A 17089-nucleotide genomic window follows, 5' to 3' on the forward strand; every position below is an offset into this window, starting at 1 on the left:
ACTACTGCCTTTAGATAGTAGTTGTCGATACCTATGGGCATATAGTAGTGCAAAAACTATTGAAGTGGCGCATAATTTGGGCTTTAATCCCCTTGACTCTAGGAATAGGCGCTTGGTCGAGCTGGAATTGGTGGCAGCACTCCAGCGCCCCGTCTCAACCTTTAGAGACAGCAAATGCTACGCAAGTGCAGTTTCGCGTTCCTCCAGGCACAGCTAGCCAGCAAATCGGCAAGCAGCTAGAGGCAGAAGGACTAATTCGCTCTAGTCAAGCATGGAATTTATGGGCAAGGTGGCTGCACTGGCGAAATCCCAATGGGGGATTTCAAGCAGGGACATATCAAATCTCTCCCAGTCAGTCTTTAGAAGAAGTGGCAAATAAGATCTGGCACGGTCAGGTAGTGCAGCAGAGCTTCACGATTCCTGAAGGCTGGTCTTTGCGGCAAATGGCGGCTTATTTTGAACAACAGGGATATTTCCCTGCTAGCGAGTTTCTCAATGCCGCCAGTCAAATTAAACGCGATCGCTTTTCCTGGCTACCTGCTGATATTCCCCATCTCGAAGGTTATTTATACCCCGACACGTACAAGATTGGTAGTGGTTCCGTTACGCCAACTCAGGTGGTGAACCAAATGCTGCAACGCTTCGAGCAAGTCGCTTTACCTTTATACGAACAAGGCAAAGATCGGACTGATTTCGACCTGAAGCAGTGGGTGACATTAGCTAGTATTGTCGAAAAAGAAGCTGTTATCCCTCAAGAGCGATCGCGAATTGCAGGCGTATTTGTCAAGCGATTGCAAAAAGGTTATACACTAGGCTCCGATCCTACGGTAGAGTATGCCCTCAACCTGCGCCAAACAGCAGACCAGCCCCTGACTTACGCTCAAGTTAATACCCCTTCGCCATACAATACCTATCGCAATCCAGGACTACCACCTACACCCATCGCTAGCCCTGGCATAGCCAGTCTCAAAGCTGCACTCGATCCCGAATCAACGCCCTATCTCTACTTTGTTGCCCGTTACGACGGCTCTCATGTTTTCAGCCGCACCCTAGCGGAACATAACGCCGCTCAAGCCGCCATCCGCAGGCAGCGGCAAAAAGGCTAGACAGTTATCAGTTATCAGTTGTCAGCGAAGTAGTGCGTGGTGTGGGCTGTGGGTTGTGGGGTGTAGGGAAATTCTGGATTTTGGATTTCTCCTCTGCTTCCTCTGCTCCCCTGCTTCCTTGTCTCCCTTGCCTCCCCCCTCTCCCTTGTCTTCTTTACCCCTCACTCCTCACTCCTCACCCTCTACATAAACGTCACATCCCCGTGTAAAATTCTGTAATGGGAGCGAGGTTGAATCATCATTCAATGAGCTAAACCCCAAGAGTGAAAAAGTGTTTGAAATGAGTGGGGATCTCACCTGACGAAAAACGCATTATAAGCAATTGTTCGCATTTGTTGCCCGCACAAACAAATGTACTCTTGGTAATGAAAGCTAATATTCGCTTGATTGTCACTTGTCTTCACTAGCATTTTTATTGGTTAGATACAGACTTAAAAATTGAGGTTGATCGATGAAGTATCGCGCGCTAATTGTTGCCTTCCTAGCTTTGTGTCTAGGATTTCTTACTGCCTGTAGCGAACCCTCACAAGTAGCAAGCAGAGAACTACTCACATACGAGCAAATTAGAGGCACTGGTCTAGCTAATAAGTGTCCTCAACTGTCCGAAACATCTCGCGGATCGATCGCGATCGATCCGAATCAATCCTACAGAATGGTAGAACTGTGTTTAGAGCCAACATCATTCTTCATCAAAGAAGAACCAGTTAATAAGCGTCAAGAAGCAGAATATATTGCTGGAAAACTGTTGACTCGCTACACTTCGACCATCGACCAGGTACAGGGCGATCTTAAAGTCAATCCTGACAAAAGCTTGACTTTCGTTGAAAAAGATGGTCTTGATTTCCAAGCGATTACCGTACAATTACCAGGTGGTGAAAGAGTACCTTTCTTATTCACAATTAAAAACTTGGTGGCACAAACTCAGCCCGGGTTGACCAGTATTAACACCTCCACTGACTTTGAAGGTAAATTTAACGTCCCATCTTACCGGACTGCTAACTTCCTCGACCCCAAAGGACGAGGCGTAACCACGGGGTATGACAATGCGGTAGCTCTACCTGCATCAGCAGACAAGCAAGGGTATGCCAATGTCAAGAGTGCAGGAATTGAAAACGGGTCAATTTCTCTCCAAGTTGCTAAAGTTGATAACGCCACAGGAGAGGTAGCTGGTACTTTCGAGAGCATCCAACCTTCTGATACGGATATGGGTGCGAAGGAAGCTTTAGATGTAAAGGTTCGCGGTCTATTCTACGCTCGGATCGAACCACAAGCGTAAATTGTTAGACAATTGAATCGGATGCAAGACCTGTAGGGGCGTACTGCTATTGTGCGCCCCTACAAGCGTATTGTATCGAGGAGAAGCGCTATGAAAAGCACAAGCAGGTACGTTATCAATAACTGAACTTATCGGTAACTTAGAAGTGTCGATAAAAACTGCATGTTAAAAACTGTATGGGGGCGTTCAGCCCCTTTTTTTGCATATATTGCTAGCTACTTTATGTAGTTTTTTTTAGGAGGTTATCAGTAGAGCAAAAGTTACGTTAAACAAAGATCAGTGGAATTTCGGTAGCTGCGATTGTGCAAAAGTTAATACCCTGGATTGTTGTCAACCCCTTATTCGTAATCTGTCTAGCGACCTAAAATTAAGCTTTTTTTCGACCGCACAAACAATTTTTCCCTGAATCTCCATTTATGAGTCATTCCAGTTTTTTCTAGCCTTTTCTACAACTTTGCTCCCTTGAGTATTTGTGGCAAAATGCGATGCCGAGTCATAAAACTTGCAGCAGTAGCTTCCGTAATATCGCTTAACAATAAATAAATTATGGTTCTTACTTATACTTTAACGAGTCCCGAACTTAAACGCGAGAGCGCTCAACTGCTACGAGAATATCAACAGTCTCGCTCCGCAGCGATCCGCAATCAACTGGTGACACTGAATCTAGGATTGGTGAGAAAAGAAGCCCACTTTTGGAGCAATCAATGCACGGAAAGTTATGAAGACTTACTGCAAGTCGGTTGTATGGGATTAATTAGGGCAATTGAGAGATTTGACTTATCTAAAGGTCATGCCTTCAGTTCGTTTGCCATTCCCTACATTCGGGGTGAAATTCAACATTATCTGCGCGATAAAGGGGTATTAGTGCGGATGCCGAGACGCTGGCTGGCGCTTCAGCAACAGGCAATGACATTTTCTCAAGAGTGGCGCACGCAACACAATCGCCAGCCCACGGATGCTGAAATCGCCGCCGAGCTGGAAATTTCTATTACGGAATGGCAAGAAATTAAACTAGCATGGACAAATCGCTCCCCTTTAAGTTTGGATACTCCGGTGCAGGATGAAGAAGGAGCAATGTCTCTTGGTGAAATGGTTCCCGATCAACAATATCGTAGCTTTCAACTAGCCCAGGAAGACCAACTGCGCCTACAACAAGCCCTAGTAGAGTTAGAGCAGCGCACTCACGAAGTCTTAAAATTTGTTTTTTTCTATGACTTAACTCAAAAAGAAGTGGCAGAACGATTAGGTATCAGTGTTGTCACTGTTTCCCGTTGTGTTAAAAAAGGACTTGCTACCTTGAAAAGATCGATGGCAGGCAACGATGAATAATTAGTTTTGATAATCAACTGATAGGTACTGACAGTAAATAATTCTGAAAAATTTTTAGTTAAATTAAAAACCTGGCTCGAATTTGCTGCCATTGAGATTGAGGTAAATAAGCAATAAGGACGTGTTTGGTGTCATTCAACGCACTATCTAAATCATAAATAAAGGGTAAGGAAGGGGTATGCATCGACTTTCAACGACCGCTGTAGCAGGAATGCTAGCTTTGACAATAGCCGGATGTAGTTCGGGAGGTGAGGAAACCAGTAGTACCAACGTCCAACCAACGGCTGCCACTCAAGCCTCTGATTCTAGCCCAGAGCCGTCTCAGACACAGAGCCAGCCTATTATCGTGGCACAAAAACCAGATAACGCCCAAAAACTAGAGAAAAAACCAGACCAATCACCGCAGCCAGACCCAAAAGCTAGCCAAAAAACGCCGCCAATAGCTACACCAACAGATGGATTGATTCAGCCAACCAATTCAGACCGGCGCACTCAACAAGTCCAAAAAGGTCGTCCAGACCCGTTTGCCGAACTGTACGATGCGCAGCCAAAAGTAGCAGCAGCGCCAAAACCCCCGAAACCGCCATCAATTCCTGCTACACCAGTCCTAAAGCCAGCTCCATTACCTCCTCCAATGCCAGTCGCGCCGCCACAACCAGATTTAGCTAGGGGTACGACTGTTTTAGGTGTCATTGAAGTAGGCAATCAGTTTCAAGCAATCGTTCAAGTGCCAAATGAGGCAACCAGCCGTTATGTCAGCGAAGGGCAACGGCTAGCTGACGGACAAGTGACGGTGAAAAGAATTGAAATGTACCCAGGCTCCGAGCCAGTGGTAGTTTTAGAACAATTCGGTCAAGAGGTGTCGAGAGTAGTCGGACAAGAACCAGCTCAAGCAAATACTGGCACAACTCCAGGCTCACCCGGGAAAACCTCGTCTTCTATTTCCGTACCATCACTACCCTCTAGCGGTGTTATTCCTAGTGCAGGCGGACAAAATGCATTACCTCCATCTCCGCCAACGATGGAGAATTCAACACCAAATCAGCCGTTACCAGAAACTCCATCTCCAGAAGAACTGAAAAATCGGTTGAGAACCTCTCCGTTACCAACTGACGACCCAAACGCGCAGTCTTCCAGCGAGTCAGTGCCAGCAGTGCAGACAAAAACCTTTTTGCCAACCGTTCAACCTTCAACGGCATTTCCAGAAGAGGCACAGCCTACAGAGGCAAAGAGCGAGGTAAATAGCGAGAAAGCATCCCCACAGCCGGATAATACCCCAAATACCCCAGAAGCAAAACCTGCTCATGACTCGCTGCCGGGAGTAGAAGGTGACAATATTAGTCAATTGCAATCTTCTACCAAACTGCCATCAGCCCAACAATCTAAGCAGCGCTTGGTAGCTATATTGACTCGATCGCAAACTAATCGCACCACAACAGCGATACAATCAAACAGCAAGGCGAGAATATATCGCCAAGAATTGATCGACCGATTGCTGAAAAGCAAATAGCGGCTTGTCTCTCATAGCTCAATGTCAAGATGCAAACACAGCAGGATAGTAAGTTAAGATATGAAATCTGTTTTCCTGGCTTGCCTTTAGCAGTCTATAGGGAAGTTGCTGCCCATTTACGTCAAGTGGAAGGGGTAGAAACAGGTCTGTATCCGGCAACGAACCAGCAATTTGACTACAATCAAAGTCAAGTAGGCGGATTGTGGATTCAGTACGCTCCTACTGCTAGCTCGGCAAGTCGAGAATTAGTAGACCGGATTTTGGCTTACTATCAGGCTCGGTACGAGCAGGGAGTCGGGAGTCGGGAGTCGGAAGTCGGGAGTAGTTAATTTCCAAATCGTCTGTCATCCTGAACTAGATTGCATACTTTACAGAGATTATCGATCGCTGATGGGAGAAATTCAGGCACTACGTGGGACGCGAGACATTCTGCCCGATGAGGTTGTCTTTTGGCAACGGGTAGAAGCAACGGCGCGGCATATTTTAAGTAAAGCCGCCTACCGAGAAATTCGTACGCCGATTTTCGAGCAGACGACGTTGTTTGAACGGGGAATTGGTGAAGCTACAGATGTAGTGGGTAAAGAAATGTATACTTTTGTGGATCGGGGCGATCGCTCGATTACCCTGCGTCCAGAAGGTACGGCTGGAGTTGTCCGCGCTTTAATCGAACATGGGCTATACGCTCAAGGCGGCGTGCAGCGTCTGTGGTATACAGGTCCGATGTTTCGCTACGAGCGCCCTCAAGCTGGTAGACAGCGGCAATTTCACCAATTAGGTGTAGAGGTTATCGGTAGTGCCGATCCGAGGGCAGATGCAGAAGTTATTGCGATCGCTACAGAGATTTTACAAAATCTAGGGCTGAAAAACCTGCATCTCGACCTTAATTCAGTTGGGAACAAAACAGATCGGCACAATTATCGTCAAGCACTAGTAGACTATTTCACGCCCTACAAAGGCGAATTAGATCCAGATTCCCAAGATCGCTTGACCCGCAACCCCTTACGAATTCTAGATAGTAAGGACGAGCGCACTAAAGAGATCGCTCAAAACGCTCCTAGCATTTTAGATTATCTTGGCTCTGAGTCGCAGCAACACTTCGAGCAGGTACAGCAATTACTGAGCGATTTAGGCATTAAATACCAACTCAATCCCAAGTTAGTCAGAGGATTAGACTACTACACCCACACAGCTTTTGAAGTTATCTCCGATGACTTGGGAGCGCAAGCAACAGTGTGTGGTGGTGGGCGTTACGATGGGTTAGTCACAGAATTAGGTGGACCCGATACGCCTGCGGTAGGATGGGCAATTGGTCTAGAACGATTGATTATTTTATTACAACAATTGCAAACGCCCCCAGTTTCGGAATTAGATTTCTACGTAGTTTCACGGGGCGATCGCGCTGAGGCGCAAGCACTGATACTAGCACAGAAATTACGCCAAGCAGGGTTTAGCGTCGAATTAGACCTCAGCGGTAGTGCCTTTAAAAAGCAATTTGCCCGTGCTGATAAAAGCGGCACGGTGGCTTGTCTAATTTTGGGCGATGAGGAAGCAGCCAACCAAACTGTCAAACTCAAGTGGATGGCAACTAAAGAGCAAACTGCGATCGCCCAAACTGAGCTTATGACAATGATAGATAGACTACGCGCAGACATTCAATCTTTTAGAGCCGAACGCTAACCGTTGACGGAATAACCGATCTAGCTGGCTAACGAGCGCCAAACTCCAACTACAGCACAGAGGTTGGGCAAGTTTCTGCTGTATAACTTTACACTCTTTTCACTGAACTTTCAAATAACCTTCACATAATCTTAGGTTAAATTTAGGTTAAAATTTTTAAAATATTTCATTATGAGGTTTCATAACTAATTTATGAAACCTCATTGCGTAATTACAAGCATTTTTCTATTTAAAACATAGAAAATCATTTGGAGAATTTGACGTGATAAAACGCAGTCCAGTGCGGGAAGATTTGCCGCAAACTCTCTTATTCGAGCTAACGCCACAGCATACCTTAAAATTTTTGTTAGTGGCGATTACTATACTTGCTATTGCTAGCTTGAGCGTGCAATTTGGACTTTATTATTTACCAGAATATCCCGCCAAGAAGATTTTATCAGGTTTGTTTTTTGTAGACCATGAATCTAATATTCCGACACTGTATTCTGTCTTAACCTTACTTTCTTGCTCTCTTATTTTAGGATTTATTACTAATGCCAAGAGAGCCAATCGAGGAGCATATATTAATTATTGGATGACCTTATCAATCATATTTTTATTTTTAGCTATTGATGAGTTCGCTAGTCTACACGAAAAATTAATTGAGCCATTGCAGATAAGATTAAACGCAAGTGGGTTTCTTCACTCTACCTGGGTTATTCCTGGTGCAGCTTTTGTTGTGATTTGTTTGCTTATTTTTACACGATTCCTCAGCCATCTTCCTACCCAGACTCGTCGCTTATTTCTCTTAGCTGGCAGCTTGTACGTTAGCGGTACGCTGGGAATAGAGATGATAGGAGGCTACTATTCTAGTCTAATGAATGATAGAAATGATATTATTTATACTGTTATTGTTACAGTTGAAGAAAGTTTGGAAATGTTAGGTGTAGCAGTGTTTATTTACTCGTTACTTCACTACATAAGTTACTATATGAAAGGTACAGGCTTACGTATAAATATTGTGACATCTGAAAAAAAGCGCCGTAGTATTTAGCTGTTTGCTATACCAAGGCATCGAACAATTTAATTTAAAACAATTATCTAGCTCAACTTTGCCAATCACAAAGTTGGGCTTTTTTCATGCTGTATTATTGTGTTTAATCAATCTTTATTAGTTTATTTGTACTATTTGCATGTCTTTCTGGCGATCGCATTCAAGTCTAAAAACTAGTAACGAGTCTTTTGTTGTCTGCGTCTAAGTATATTTTCTTAAAGAAGTATAAATTTGTTGTTTTTTACCTTTACTTTTACTTAATCATCTGTTAACTATAAATTAATTAAAAAATAAATTTTTAATAAATTGATGACATAAGGCAGAGCTAGCAGTCTTTTGCCTAATAAATTGACTTGGATGTGAGAAAAATTAATGACCAAAAATGTAGAGCTAAAACCGTCGGTTACAAAACCTTTGGGACAGTATCTAGTTGAAGCTGGAATTATCACTTCAGATCAATTAGAAACTGCACTGGCAGAGCAACAACAGACAGAAAAACGTATAGGAGAAATTTTATCAGTTCGAGGTTGGGTAAAACAGGAAACTATTGAATACGTGATGAAAAATATTGTTTTACCAGAGCGCGAGATAGACGAGCAGAAATTACCAAACGAAACCTTATTTCGCTCGAACAGTCGATTTGCTACCAGTCAGAATATTTATCTTTCTCCTCAAAAGATTGTTCGATTTTTGCTCATTTTAGTATTTAGCATAATTTTTGTCTGTGTTTTAGTTCAAGCTAGTACTTACCTTTTACCCAGCTATCCGTTACAGGATACTTTAGTTTCTCTATTTAATATAGATGGCGAACAAAACGTACCTGCATTCTTCTCGTGGTCGCTCTTGCTATTTTGTGCTTTACTGTTAGGGGCGATCGCGTACAGCAAAAAAGCCAATCGAGAACCCTACGCTTCTCACTGGACGGCACTAGCAATTATTTTTTTCTATTTGTATATAGATGAGGCAATTGGAATTCACGAAAGAATTGGTCTGATCGTCAGGGATAAATTCAATCCGAGCGGTTTTTTCTATTTTGCCTGGACGATACCTGGTAGCATTCTTACAATTATCTGCTTTCTGGCATTTCTGCGCTTCATTAATTCTCTTCCTTCTAAGATAAAGTATTTATTTCTATTAGCTGGAAGCATGTACGTTGGCGGAGCATTGTTGGTAGAAATGTGTAACGGATACTATAGATCCTTGTATGGCGATAGCCCGATTTATTACGCTCTGACCGCTGTAGAAGAAGGCATGGAAATGCTAGGAATTGTTACTTTTATCTATGGACTAATGACATATATTAGTTCATCTATGAAAGGCATACATCTTTCAGTTAGGATTCCGGCTAAGAAAGTCAAAAATTAAAAGTCAAAAGTCAAAACAAGAGTTTTTGAGTTGAGTTCGTGTTTTGGTATGGAGCAAATTCGCTTTAGGTAGAAAACAAATTCCTTGTGCCTTTTTCAATTCCTCAGATTAAATCAAAACTAGATTATCGCGGTGAATTACGTTTGCTGCACCAGCATAGCCTAAAATTGTGGCAATTTCTCTCGAGTGTCGCCCGCGAATGTTTTGCAGTTCGCTACTGCTATAGTTGACAATACCTCTAGCAACTTCTTTGCCAAAGCGATCGCAAATTTGAACGGCATCTTGACTGTCAAATTCGCCTTCAATGGTAGTAATGCCAGCCGCTAGTAAAGATTTTCCCTGCTGGCAAATTGCCTTAACCGCACCATCATCTAAGTAAAGCTTACCCGTAGGAATTAAACCATAAGCAATCCAGCGTTTACGAGCGTTAGTCGGTTGAAGTTGAGGCGCGAACTGAGTTCCTAAAGGCTCTCCCTGGATAATTTTTTCAATATTATGTGGAAATCGCCCTTCAGTAATGACAGTACGGACACCAGCCGCAGTAGCAATTCGTGCCGCTGCAATCTTCGTCACCATGCCACCCGTTCCCCATTGGGAACCAGGAGAACCTACTTGTACTTGTAATTGGGCTAGTTGTTCCATGTGCGTTACCAACGCAATTGGCTGAGCATCGGGAAACGATCGCGGATCGGCAGAATAGAGACGGTCTACATCTGTCAGTAAAAATAGCCAATCTGCCTCAACCAAACTGGCAACTAGGGCAGAGAGAGTATCGTTATCGCCAAATTTTAGTTCTTGAACTGCTACCGTGTCATTCTCATTCACAATTGGAATCACGCCAATTTCCAACAAGGCTTGAAATGTGTTGTATGCATTGACATAGCGACTGCGTTCTCCAACATCGCTACGGGTCAGCAGCACTTGAGCGATTGGCTGTTGCAGAGTTGTAAAAAAATCGTCGTATACGCGCATCAACCGTCCCTGTCCGACAGCCGCTACTGCCTGTTTCATTGCCATCGTGCGGGGGCGCTCTGTCAGCCCCAATCGAGCGCAACCGATCCCTACAGCTCCAGAAGACACTAAAATCACCCGATGCCCCTGACGACGGAGATGAGAGAGAGTTTCTGCTAAAGTCGCGATCGTGGAGAGAGCTAGTAAACCTGTCTGCGATTGCGTCAGACTAGAAGTGCCAATTTTGACAACAATGGTTTGAGTTCGCAACATCTTTAAAGGGCTTAGGGGAGAAGAGAGCTGAGGGAGCAAGACAAGTCGCAAGTCAAAATTAACTGGTCACTGGTCACTGGTCACTGGTCACTGCTCGTGCGCTCCCTGCTCCCTGCTCCCTAACAACTAAACAATCATAAAGCACCAGTCTTCTTAGAGAAGAAGGCTGGCGCTTCATGGGGTTATGACTGATGATTTATGGCTGGGGTCTTTATAAGCGCAACCCCTTATTAACTTTTAGTATAATCTCAGACATTTTGCTCAGCTCCACTCTCTTTAATAATTTCTTAATGTTTGTTTTTCCAAAGATTTACTGATTTTTGTTAATTTTTGTGTGCTTGGGGATCAGGGAGGCTCCGAGAGCTTGAGAAACTAAGACTTCTAAGCCACGAATGGGGTAAGCACGGACGGCTTCACCAGGATCGACATACGGTTCGACCAAAATTGTGAACATACCTAAGCGATTGCCAGCGATCACATCAGTAAAGAGGCGATCGCCTACCATTGCTACCTGTTCCGCTGGTAAGTTCATTGCCTCTACCGCTAGCCTCAGCTTTCGTCGAGAGGGTTTGACAGCGCCGAGAATGTAAGGTAAATCCAAAGACCTAGCAATACCACCAATGCGAGTATCGCTAAGGTTATTACTAACTAACCATAGCTTGACAAATTGTCTTGTTTGTGCAACCCACGCTTGCAGAGCGGCTGACGCTGTTGTGGCTTTAATTGGTACTAGGGTTTCATCCACATCTAATACCAAGCCTTTGAGTTGGTATTGCTGAATCATGTCTGGGGTCAAATTCAGCACAGATCCTTCTAGGATTAAATCGGGTTGTAGTAGTTCGTTCCAAGACATGAAGATAAGCTAGGGGTAGGAAAGGGTTAGGGGTGAAAGACGTTAATTGTCAGTAGCTAATTGTCAACTGGAGAACCGAACTATCAACCATCAACTATTAACACTCCCATCATCTTCTCATCAGCTATTAACTAATAACAGCTGAGAGCGAAATCTAAACGATCGTCAATTAGCGATCGCTAAGCGCAATTGCTCGAATAGTCGAGCAACCTTATCTAAATCTTTATCTCCTGGAGAACGTTCTACGCCACTGGATAAGTCAATGCCATGAGGACGAAGTTGAGTTAAAGCAGCCAGAATATTATCTGGAGTGAGTCCGGCGGCGAGAAACCAAGGACAACTCGGTTGAAATTGTTGTAAGGCATTCCAATCTAGCGTTTTTCCCGTACCACCTAACTGCTGAGGATCGTATGCATCGAGTAGGAGAGCATCTACATACGTGGTGTAATTAGCTGCTTGCTCCAGTGCTTCTGTATTTTTGATTCTCAATGCTTTGACAATCTCTACATCGGGCAGCAAGGATCTTAACTGATGGCAAAAAGCGGGTGTTTCGTCTCCGTGTAACTGTACCCCTGTCAATTTCGTGGCTGCGACAATTTGGCTAATGTCTTTTATGGTGGTGTTGGCAAAAACACCGATCCGGTCTACCGTAGCTGGTAGCTGCGCGATCGCGGCTCGAATTTGGGTGGGATTGACATAGCGAGGCGTGTTGGGAACGCAGATAAACCCTAAAGCAGTTGCGCCAAGAGAGGCGATCGCTTTTCCCTGTTCTGGTTTCGTAATGCCGCAAATTTTGATTCGCATACAAGCCAAGTTTGTGTAGAAAATTAAAGCTAATGTTAACTATTAAAACAAATACTATCTCCTGGCAAAGCAATTTTGATAATCCTGAAATTGCGCTCCATAGTTCGATGTAGGAGAAAAAACCTTGATTAATACAATTTTACTAGCTGCCACACAACCAACTGTTCCCAACACTATCAGCTGGAGTCCGCAAGTAGCACTGATTATCAGTGCTAGCTCCTTATTAATACTGCTAATCGCTAGCCGCAGTATCAAATATCCTCAAGTCGGCGCTAAGTTACCCGTAAACTTACCAGTATTGGGCAGTCCCAGCGTTGGTACATTTGTTGCATCAATGGCATTTGGTCACGTCGTCGGAGCCGGAATCGTCCTCGGACTATCCAACCTCGGTTGGTTGAGCTAGATTTTTGCGGGAGCAGTTATCAGTGACCAGTGACCAGTGACCAGCAACCAGTAAATTCTAACTTCTGACTCCTGACTTTTGGCTCCTGACTCCTACTGACAACTGATAACTGATAACTGACATTAACTCCTAAGACAGATAAAATTTCTTGGCAAAGTCACTTTGATGGAGTGTAGCCAAGCCCTATCGATCTTAGGAGTTAAAGCTTTGTTGGAATCACTCTTGCTTGCAGCAGCCGAAGTTCAACCAACTGTTCCCGATACAGTCAAGTGGAGTTGGACTGGATCGGCAGTCATTGTTGCTACTTGTTTAGTTTTTCTGTTGATTATTCCCCGCACGATTCGCTATCCTCACGTTGGCACTAAGTTTCCTTTAGGACCATTTGCCGGAATTTTCAATAATCCCAGTATTGGTTCTTTCCTTGCTGCCATGAGTGCAGGGCATGTCATCGGCATTCCATTAGTGCTGAGTTTAAATATCTTGGGCATTATCAAGTAGATCGATGAATACGGTTATCCGTAACTAAAAGCAATACACCGAGCATAGGTAGGCAAATTGCCCGCGCAAAGACGCAGATGCACTAAGAATTATTTGCGTCTTTGCTTTTGTATATATAACTTTGAGTATTTCTACAATTGCAGTTGTACGGTTAGCGCGAATTCAATTAAACCTAGTGCGATCGCCAAATCTTTTATCCTAGAAAATATAGGGGCTAGTAAGATTTGTAATTTTTGAGATCGCATCGCAATCCGGCAATCGAATCTTATTTAAGCCATAACCTATAGTTCAGATGGATAGAAATTTGGTTTAGGAAAATCCCATGCAAACAGGTTGGCGAATTGGAGCTTTATGGGGCATTCCACTATTTTTAGACCCCTTGTGGTTTGTTATTTTAACTTTTGTTGCCCTCAATTTTGGGTTGAGTTATTCACCTTGGGGAAATATCTTAGCTGGAAGTGCGGGTTTAACGATCGCACTGCTGTTATTTGGTTCGGTCTTGCTGCACGAACTCGGTCATAGCTTAGTGGCGCGATCGCAAGGAATTAAGGTTAATTCTATTACTTTATTCCTTTTTGGTGGAATTGCTTCGATTGAAGAAGAATCGAAAACCCCAGGCGAAGCATTACAAGTGGCGATCGCCGGACCTTTAGTGAGTATTGGTTTGTTTGGTATTCTTGCTCTGATCGGCTTGGTTTTGCCTGCGTCGAGTTTGGCTAATGTCATGGTGACAGACTTAGCCAGAGTGAATTTAATTTTGGCGCTGTTTAATTTAATTCCTGGCTTACCTTTAGATGGAGGACAGGTATTAAAAGCAGCAGTGTGGAAGGTAACGGGGAATCGTTTTCAAGCGGTGCGTTGGGCGGCAAGAACTGGACAATTTTTGGGTTGGTCGGCGATCGCGACTGGTGCGGCAATAGAATTCTTTACGGGTGAATTAGTCAGCGGTCTGTGGTTGGTGCTGCTGGGATGGTTTGGTATTCGCCATGCTAGTGCATACGAGCGCATCACGAAACTACAAGAAGCCTTGCTGCAACTGCACGCTACCGATGCTATGTCCCGCGATTTTCGCGTCGTAGATGCCGATATGAGCTTGCGGGCTTTTGCCGACCTTTATCTGCTCGAAACATCCGCCCCACAAACTTATTTTGCCGCATCCGATGGGCGGTATCGTGGAATGGTATCGATTGACGATTTGCGCCTTGTCGAACGCAGTCAGTGGGAAACGCAAACTTTACACAGCATCGCTCATCCCCTCACTGAAATCCCCCACGTTGAGGAATCGACATCTTTAGTTGAAGTCATCAACCAGATGGAAAGCCAGCAACTACCCCGTCTAACCGTACTTTCTCCAGCTGGAGCTATAGCGGGAACGATAGATCGAGGCGATATTATCAAAGCGATCGCACCTAAACTTAACCTACGGATTTCCGAAGTAGAAATCAAGCGGATCAAGGAAGAAGGTAGCTATCCATCGGGGTTGCAATTGGGGTTGGTAGCAAAGTCTACTAAAGTGTAGCGATCGCGTATTCTAAGAGAGGTGAATATGGCAGCAACCGCTACTGATGACAGAATGGGCAAAGTTACAACTACAATTACCGTCACTAATCGGATCGATCAAATCTTAGCTGAAAGAGGATTTGTTCCCCTCGAACAAGTCCGTTCGGTAACGTTAAAAGATGTTTTGGTCGATATGGGCGCAACTAGACTCTGCCTACCTGCGAATATTATCAACGATTTGGGTTTAGTGCTTCAGGGAGAAGTAGACGTAAAAATTGCTACGGGAGTGCAAAAACTGCGTATTTTTAGAGAAATTAACCTCACTGTTGAAGGTAGAGAAGGTACGTACAATTGCATGGAATTACCATCTGGTGCAGATCCTTTGTTAGGTTTGCTGCCTTTAGAAGACTTGGGCTTAGAACCGGATTTACAAAATCAAAGATTGCGAGTTTTACCTGTTGAGGGAAAGGATACATATTTAACAGTTTTGTAAGTCATTTATCTCAGTAGAGACGTTACATGTAATGCCTCTACACTAGTAAACAATTATCTATTACCAATTTCTAATCTTTGCTGTAATATAAACTCTGCGATCGCCAAATCCATTGGTGTCGTCAATTTTAAATTTGTCTCTTCGCCCTCAACAATGTGTACGGGTAAGCCACACTTTTCAAACAAAGCTGCATCGTCTGTAACTTCCCAACCTTGCTCCAGACCTTTTGCGTGACACTGCTTCAATAATTGCACGTCAAAAGCCTGTGGAGTTTGCGCCGCCCAAAGCTGGCTGCGGTCTGGTGTATCTTGAATGAATCCAGCATCATCGACGACTTTAATCGTGTCTTTGACTGGGATTGCGGCAATTAAGCCTTGGATGGGGGAGTCGGGAGTCGAGAGTCGGGAGTCAGAAAATTTTGAATTCGGAATTCGGAATTCGGAATTCCGAATTCCTACCGCGCAGCGATCGAATAATTCTGGTGTAGCGAGACATCTTGCACCATCGTGGATGAGGACTTGTTTAGCGTCTGCTGGCAAAGCCTGTAAGCCATTGTAAACAGACTCTTGGCGGGTGGTTCCCCCTTGAATGAATTCCACAGGTTTATTCAGGGATAAACCCCCCAGGATCTCCTTCAAATCTACCCAATCGGCGGGTTGAGAGATAATGCCGATCCAACTAATTTCATGAGATGCTTCGGCTGCGCGTAGCGTCCAAGCGATTAGAGGTTGCGATCGCAGCGTCAACAGCAGCTTATTGCGATCGCTGCCCATTCTTCGTCCCATTCCGGCGGCTGGAATTAATAAATACACAGTTTCTTAAGAAAGTGGTGAGTGGTGCGTGGTGAAGCGGGCGGAAGCGGAGGTTTCCTCCGCAATGAAGCCGCGTCGTGATGCGTGAAAAGAGCTTGCTATTTCCTGTTGCCTGTTTCCTGTCCCTTGTTCCCTATTTCCTGTGAACTGAAAAAATGTACGCTTTTATCGTTTCGCATAAGTATATGTTCCCCTAAAATAGGAGCGAGTAAGCGTAGAACAGTAAATATGCGAATAGTAGCCCTAGTCCCTGGCGGGATTGGCGACCAAATTCTATTCTTTCCCACCCTGGACGATCTGAAGCGAAATTATCCCGACGCTGAAATCGATGTGGTGGCAGAGCCTGGCTCTTTGGGAGCGTACCGAATCTGTAAGTCCGTGTCCAACGTGCTAAAGTTCGACTTTAAAGACCGTAACAGTTTGACCGAATGGGTCGATCTAATCGGTAATATCCGCGATCGCGAATACGATATCGCGATTTGTGCCGGAAAGCGCCCTTTTGTAGGCATGGCGCTCTGGCTGAGTGGCGTTGCAGTGCGAGTCAGCTACCAGGGGGGAGGAAATCTGTTTCTGACGAACTCCGTCCCCCTCAAAACCGAGCAGTATGTCGCGGCAATGTATCACGATCTGCTCAAAGGATTGGGGATTTCTACCCCCTGTCCCGATTTAACGATTAACGTCCCCAAATCAGACCTAGAATGGGCAGACAAAGAGCAGCAACGACTGGGAATCAAAGATAGCGGTTACATATTAATTCACGGCGGCTCTAGCCAACTTGCGGCTGCGAAAACCAGCATCCAAACCTACCCCGTCCAAAGTTGGCGACAAGTGATTCAAAATTTGCAACAGCGTCAGCCGGATCTACCAATTGCGATCCTAGTGCAAACAGCAGAGGACGAGCAGTTGGTGCGATCGCTACAGGAAGCATTTCCCGATCTGAAGGTGACAAATCCCCCAGATATTGGGAAAACAGCAGCGATCGTTGCTGCTGCCAATTTATTGCTATGTACTGACAGCGCGCCCATGCATCTAGCAGTAGCAGTGCAAACCTATACGATTGCGTTGTTTGGAGCTACAGATCCCAAGAAGTTAATCCCACCGAGCGATCGCTGTATCGCCATCAAATCTCCTACAGGCAAACTCTCAGACATCGCACCGCAAACTGTTTTAGAACGAGTTTGGGGCGGCTGATTTAGGCAGGGAGCA

The 17089-nt window shown here is 44.6% G+C and carries 19 protein-coding genes; 13 read left to right on the forward strand and 6 right to left on the reverse strand.

Annotation, left to right across the window (positions count from 1 at the left end):
- Positions 1 to 47: 47 nt before the first annotated feature.
- Positions 48 to 1106 carry an endolytic transglycosylase MltG gene (gene mltG, locus DSM107010_RS03775; protein ID WP_015153475.1) on the forward strand — a complete coding sequence of 353 codons (1059 nt, stop codon included), beginning with the start codon at positions 48 to 50 and terminating at the stop codon, positions 1104 to 1106.
- Between the two features lie 21 nt (positions 1107 to 1127).
- On the opposite strand, the gene DSM107010_RS38140 is transcribed toward mltG, so the two are convergent.
- Entirely contained in the window at positions 1128 to 1271 is a 144-nt protein-coding gene (locus tag DSM107010_RS38140; protein ID WP_158631729.1) for a hypothetical protein, read from the reverse strand.
- Between the two features lie 286 nt (positions 1272 to 1557).
- On the opposite strand from DSM107010_RS38140, the gene psbO reads away from it, so the two are divergent.
- The gene (gene psbO / locus DSM107010_RS03780) at positions 1558 to 2382 is read left to right on the forward strand and encodes a photosystem II manganese-stabilizing polypeptide (protein ID WP_015153476.1); all 825 of its coding nucleotides are present in this window, start codon (positions 1558 to 1560) and stop codon (positions 2380 to 2382) included.
- Positions 2383 to 2928: 546 nt separating this feature from the next.
- Positions 2929 to 3711: an RNA polymerase sigma factor SigF gene (locus DSM107010_RS03785; RefSeq protein WP_015153477.1), complete on the forward strand. Its 783-nt coding sequence runs from the start codon at positions 2929 to 2931 to the stop codon at positions 3709 to 3711.
- A 58-nt stretch (positions 3712 to 3769) separates the two neighbouring features.
- On the opposite strand, the gene DSM107010_RS42020 is transcribed toward DSM107010_RS03785, so the two are convergent.
- Complete coding sequence (locus tag DSM107010_RS42020; protein WP_258183847.1) at positions 3770 to 3895, reverse strand: hypothetical protein; 126 nt, start codon at positions 3893 to 3895, stop codon at positions 3770 to 3772.
- On the opposite strand from DSM107010_RS42020, the gene DSM107010_RS03790 reads away from it, so the two are divergent.
- The 5 genes from DSM107010_RS03790 (at position 3890) to DSM107010_RS03810 (ending at position 9296) form a co-directional block, all read left to right on the forward strand.
- A complete protein-coding gene (locus tag DSM107010_RS03790) occupies positions 3890 to 5221 on the forward strand; it encodes a hypothetical protein (protein WP_106166725.1) in 1332 nt (443 codons plus the stop codon). The two genes, DSM107010_RS42020 and DSM107010_RS03790, sit on opposite strands and share 6 nt — an antisense overlap.
- Before the next feature lie 29 nt (positions 5222 to 5250).
- Positions 5251 to 5550 carry a hypothetical protein gene (locus DSM107010_RS03795; RefSeq protein ID WP_015153479.1) on the forward strand — a complete coding sequence of 100 codons (300 nt, stop codon included), beginning with the start codon at positions 5251 to 5253 and terminating at the stop codon, positions 5548 to 5550.
- Positions 5551 to 5611: 61 nt separating this feature from the next.
- Positions 5612 to 6898, forward strand: coding sequence for a histidine--tRNA ligase (gene hisS, locus DSM107010_RS03800; RefSeq protein WP_015153480.1), 1287 nt, complete (start codon positions 5612 to 5614; stop codon positions 6896 to 6898).
- A 262-nt stretch (positions 6899 to 7160) separates the two neighbouring features.
- A complete protein-coding gene (locus tag DSM107010_RS03805) occupies positions 7161 to 7931 on the forward strand; it encodes a hypothetical protein (protein ID WP_015153481.1) in 771 nt (256 codons plus the stop codon).
- A 372-nt stretch (positions 7932 to 8303) separates the two neighbouring features.
- Positions 8304 to 9296 (forward strand): cyclic di-GMP-binding domain-containing protein, MshE-related, encoded by a 993-nt coding sequence (locus tag DSM107010_RS03810; RefSeq protein ID WP_106166726.1) that lies wholly within the window; start codon positions 8304 to 8306, stop codon positions 9294 to 9296.
- 108 nt (positions 9297 to 9404) lie between these two features.
- On the opposite strand, the gene proB is transcribed toward DSM107010_RS03810, so the two are convergent.
- The 3 genes from proB to DSM107010_RS03825 all read right to left on the reverse strand — a co-directional run bounded on the left by proB (position 9405) and on the right by DSM107010_RS03825 (position 12177).
- Positions 9405 to 10520, reverse strand: coding sequence for a glutamate 5-kinase (proB, locus tag DSM107010_RS03815; RefSeq protein ID WP_106166727.1), 1116 nt, complete (start codon positions 10518 to 10520; stop codon positions 9405 to 9407).
- A 310-nt stretch (positions 10521 to 10830) separates the two neighbouring features.
- Complete coding sequence (locus tag DSM107010_RS03820) at positions 10831 to 11373, reverse strand: YqeG family HAD IIIA-type phosphatase (RefSeq protein WP_127022410.1); 543 nt, start codon at positions 11371 to 11373, stop codon at positions 10831 to 10833.
- Between the two features lie 165 nt (positions 11374 to 11538).
- Positions 11539 to 12177 (reverse strand): phosphoribosylanthranilate isomerase, encoded by a 639-nt coding sequence (locus DSM107010_RS03825; protein ID WP_015153485.1) that lies wholly within the window; start codon positions 12175 to 12177, stop codon positions 11539 to 11541.
- A gap of 124 nt (positions 12178 to 12301) precedes the next feature.
- Here DSM107010_RS03825 and psaK point away from each other — a divergent pair, with 124 nt between their 5' ends.
- From psaK to DSM107010_RS03845, 4 genes are all read left to right on the forward strand, one after another.
- The gene (psaK, locus tag DSM107010_RS03830) at positions 12302 to 12580 is read left to right on the forward strand and encodes a photosystem I reaction center subunit PsaK (protein WP_015153486.1); all 279 of its coding nucleotides are present in this window, start codon (positions 12302 to 12304) and stop codon (positions 12578 to 12580) included.
- A gap of 165 nt (positions 12581 to 12745) precedes the next feature.
- Positions 12746 to 13078: a photosystem I reaction center subunit X-like protein gene (locus tag DSM107010_RS03835; protein ID WP_015153487.1), complete on the forward strand. Its 333-nt coding sequence runs from the start codon at positions 12746 to 12748 to the stop codon at positions 13076 to 13078.
- A gap of 322 nt (positions 13079 to 13400) precedes the next feature.
- Positions 13401 to 14597 (forward strand): site-2 protease family protein, encoded by a 1197-nt coding sequence (locus DSM107010_RS03840; protein ID WP_015153489.1) that lies wholly within the window; start codon positions 13401 to 13403, stop codon positions 14595 to 14597.
- A 27-nt stretch (positions 14598 to 14624) separates the two neighbouring features.
- On the forward strand, positions 14625 to 15071 hold the full coding sequence (locus DSM107010_RS03845; RefSeq protein WP_106166729.1) for an aspartyl protease: 447 nt from the start codon (positions 14625 to 14627) through the stop codon (positions 15069 to 15071).
- 53 nt (positions 15072 to 15124) lie between these two features.
- Here DSM107010_RS03845 and DSM107010_RS03850 read toward each other — a convergent pair whose 3' ends face one another.
- Entirely contained in the window at positions 15125 to 15883 is a 759-nt protein-coding gene (locus DSM107010_RS03850) for an IspD/TarI family cytidylyltransferase (protein WP_015153491.1), read from the reverse strand.
- Positions 15884 to 16111: 228 nt separating this feature from the next.
- Here DSM107010_RS03850 and DSM107010_RS03855 point away from each other — a divergent pair, with 228 nt between their 5' ends.
- Positions 16112 to 17074 carry a glycosyltransferase family 9 protein gene (locus tag DSM107010_RS03855; protein ID WP_015153492.1) on the forward strand — a complete coding sequence of 321 codons (963 nt, stop codon included), beginning with the start codon at positions 16112 to 16114 and terminating at the stop codon, positions 17072 to 17074.
- Positions 17075 to 17089 lie beyond the last annotated feature (15 nt).

This window comes from Chroococcidiopsis cubana SAG 39.79 (genome assembly GCF_003991895.1).
GTDB lineage: Bacteria > Cyanobacteriota > Cyanobacteriia > Cyanobacteriales > Chroococcidiopsidaceae > Chroococcidiopsis > Chroococcidiopsis thermalis.

Bases quoted from the DNA above. Each gene is read 5' to 3' on its own strand.
- DSM107010_RS03820 (WP_127022410.1), bottom strand. From the start codon at position 11,373: ATGTCTTGGAACGAACTACTACAACCCGATTTAATCCTAGAAGGATCT.
- DSM107010_RS03840 (WP_015153489.1), top strand. From the start codon at position 13,401: ATGCAAACAGGTTGGCGAATTGGAGCTTTATGGGGCATTCCACTATTT.
- DSM107010_RS03795 (WP_015153479.1), top strand. From the start codon at position 5,251: ATGCAAACACAGCAGGATAGTAAGTTAAGATATGAAATCTGTTTTCCT.
- DSM107010_RS03845 (WP_106166729.1), top strand. From the start codon at position 14,625: ATGGCAGCAACCGCTACTGATGACAGAATGGGCAAAGTTACAACTACA.
- DSM107010_RS03810 (WP_106166726.1), top strand. From the start codon at position 8,304: ATGACCAAAAATGTAGAGCTAAAACCGTCGGTTACAAAACCTTTGGGA.
- DSM107010_RS03835 (WP_015153487.1), top strand. From the start codon at position 12,746: ATGGAGTGTAGCCAAGCCCTATCGATCTTAGGAGTTAAAGCTTTGTTG.
- psbO (WP_015153476.1), top strand. From the start codon at position 1,558: ATGAAGTATCGCGCGCTAATTGTTGCCTTCCTAGCTTTGTGTCTAGGA.
- proB (WP_106166727.1), bottom strand. From the start codon at position 10,520: ATGTTGCGAACTCAAACCATTGTTGTCAAAATTGGCACTTCTAGTCTG.
- DSM107010_RS03855 (WP_015153492.1), top strand. From the start codon at position 16,112: ATGCGAATAGTAGCCCTAGTCCCTGGCGGGATTGGCGACCAAATTCTA.
- DSM107010_RS03785 (WP_015153477.1), top strand. From the start codon at position 2,929: ATGGTTCTTACTTATACTTTAACGAGTCCCGAACTTAAACGCGAGAGC.
- DSM107010_RS03790 (WP_106166725.1), top strand. From the start codon at position 3,890: ATGCATCGACTTTCAACGACCGCTGTAGCAGGAATGCTAGCTTTGACA.
- DSM107010_RS03825 (WP_015153485.1), bottom strand. From the start codon at position 12,177: ATGCGAATCAAAATTTGCGGCATTACGAAACCAGAACAGGGAAAAGCG.
- hisS (WP_015153480.1), top strand. From the start codon at position 5,612: ATGGGAGAAATTCAGGCACTACGTGGGACGCGAGACATTCTGCCCGAT.
- DSM107010_RS42020 (WP_258183847.1), bottom strand. From the start codon at position 3,895: ATGCATACCCCTTCCTTACCCTTTATTTATGATTTAGATAGTGCGTTG.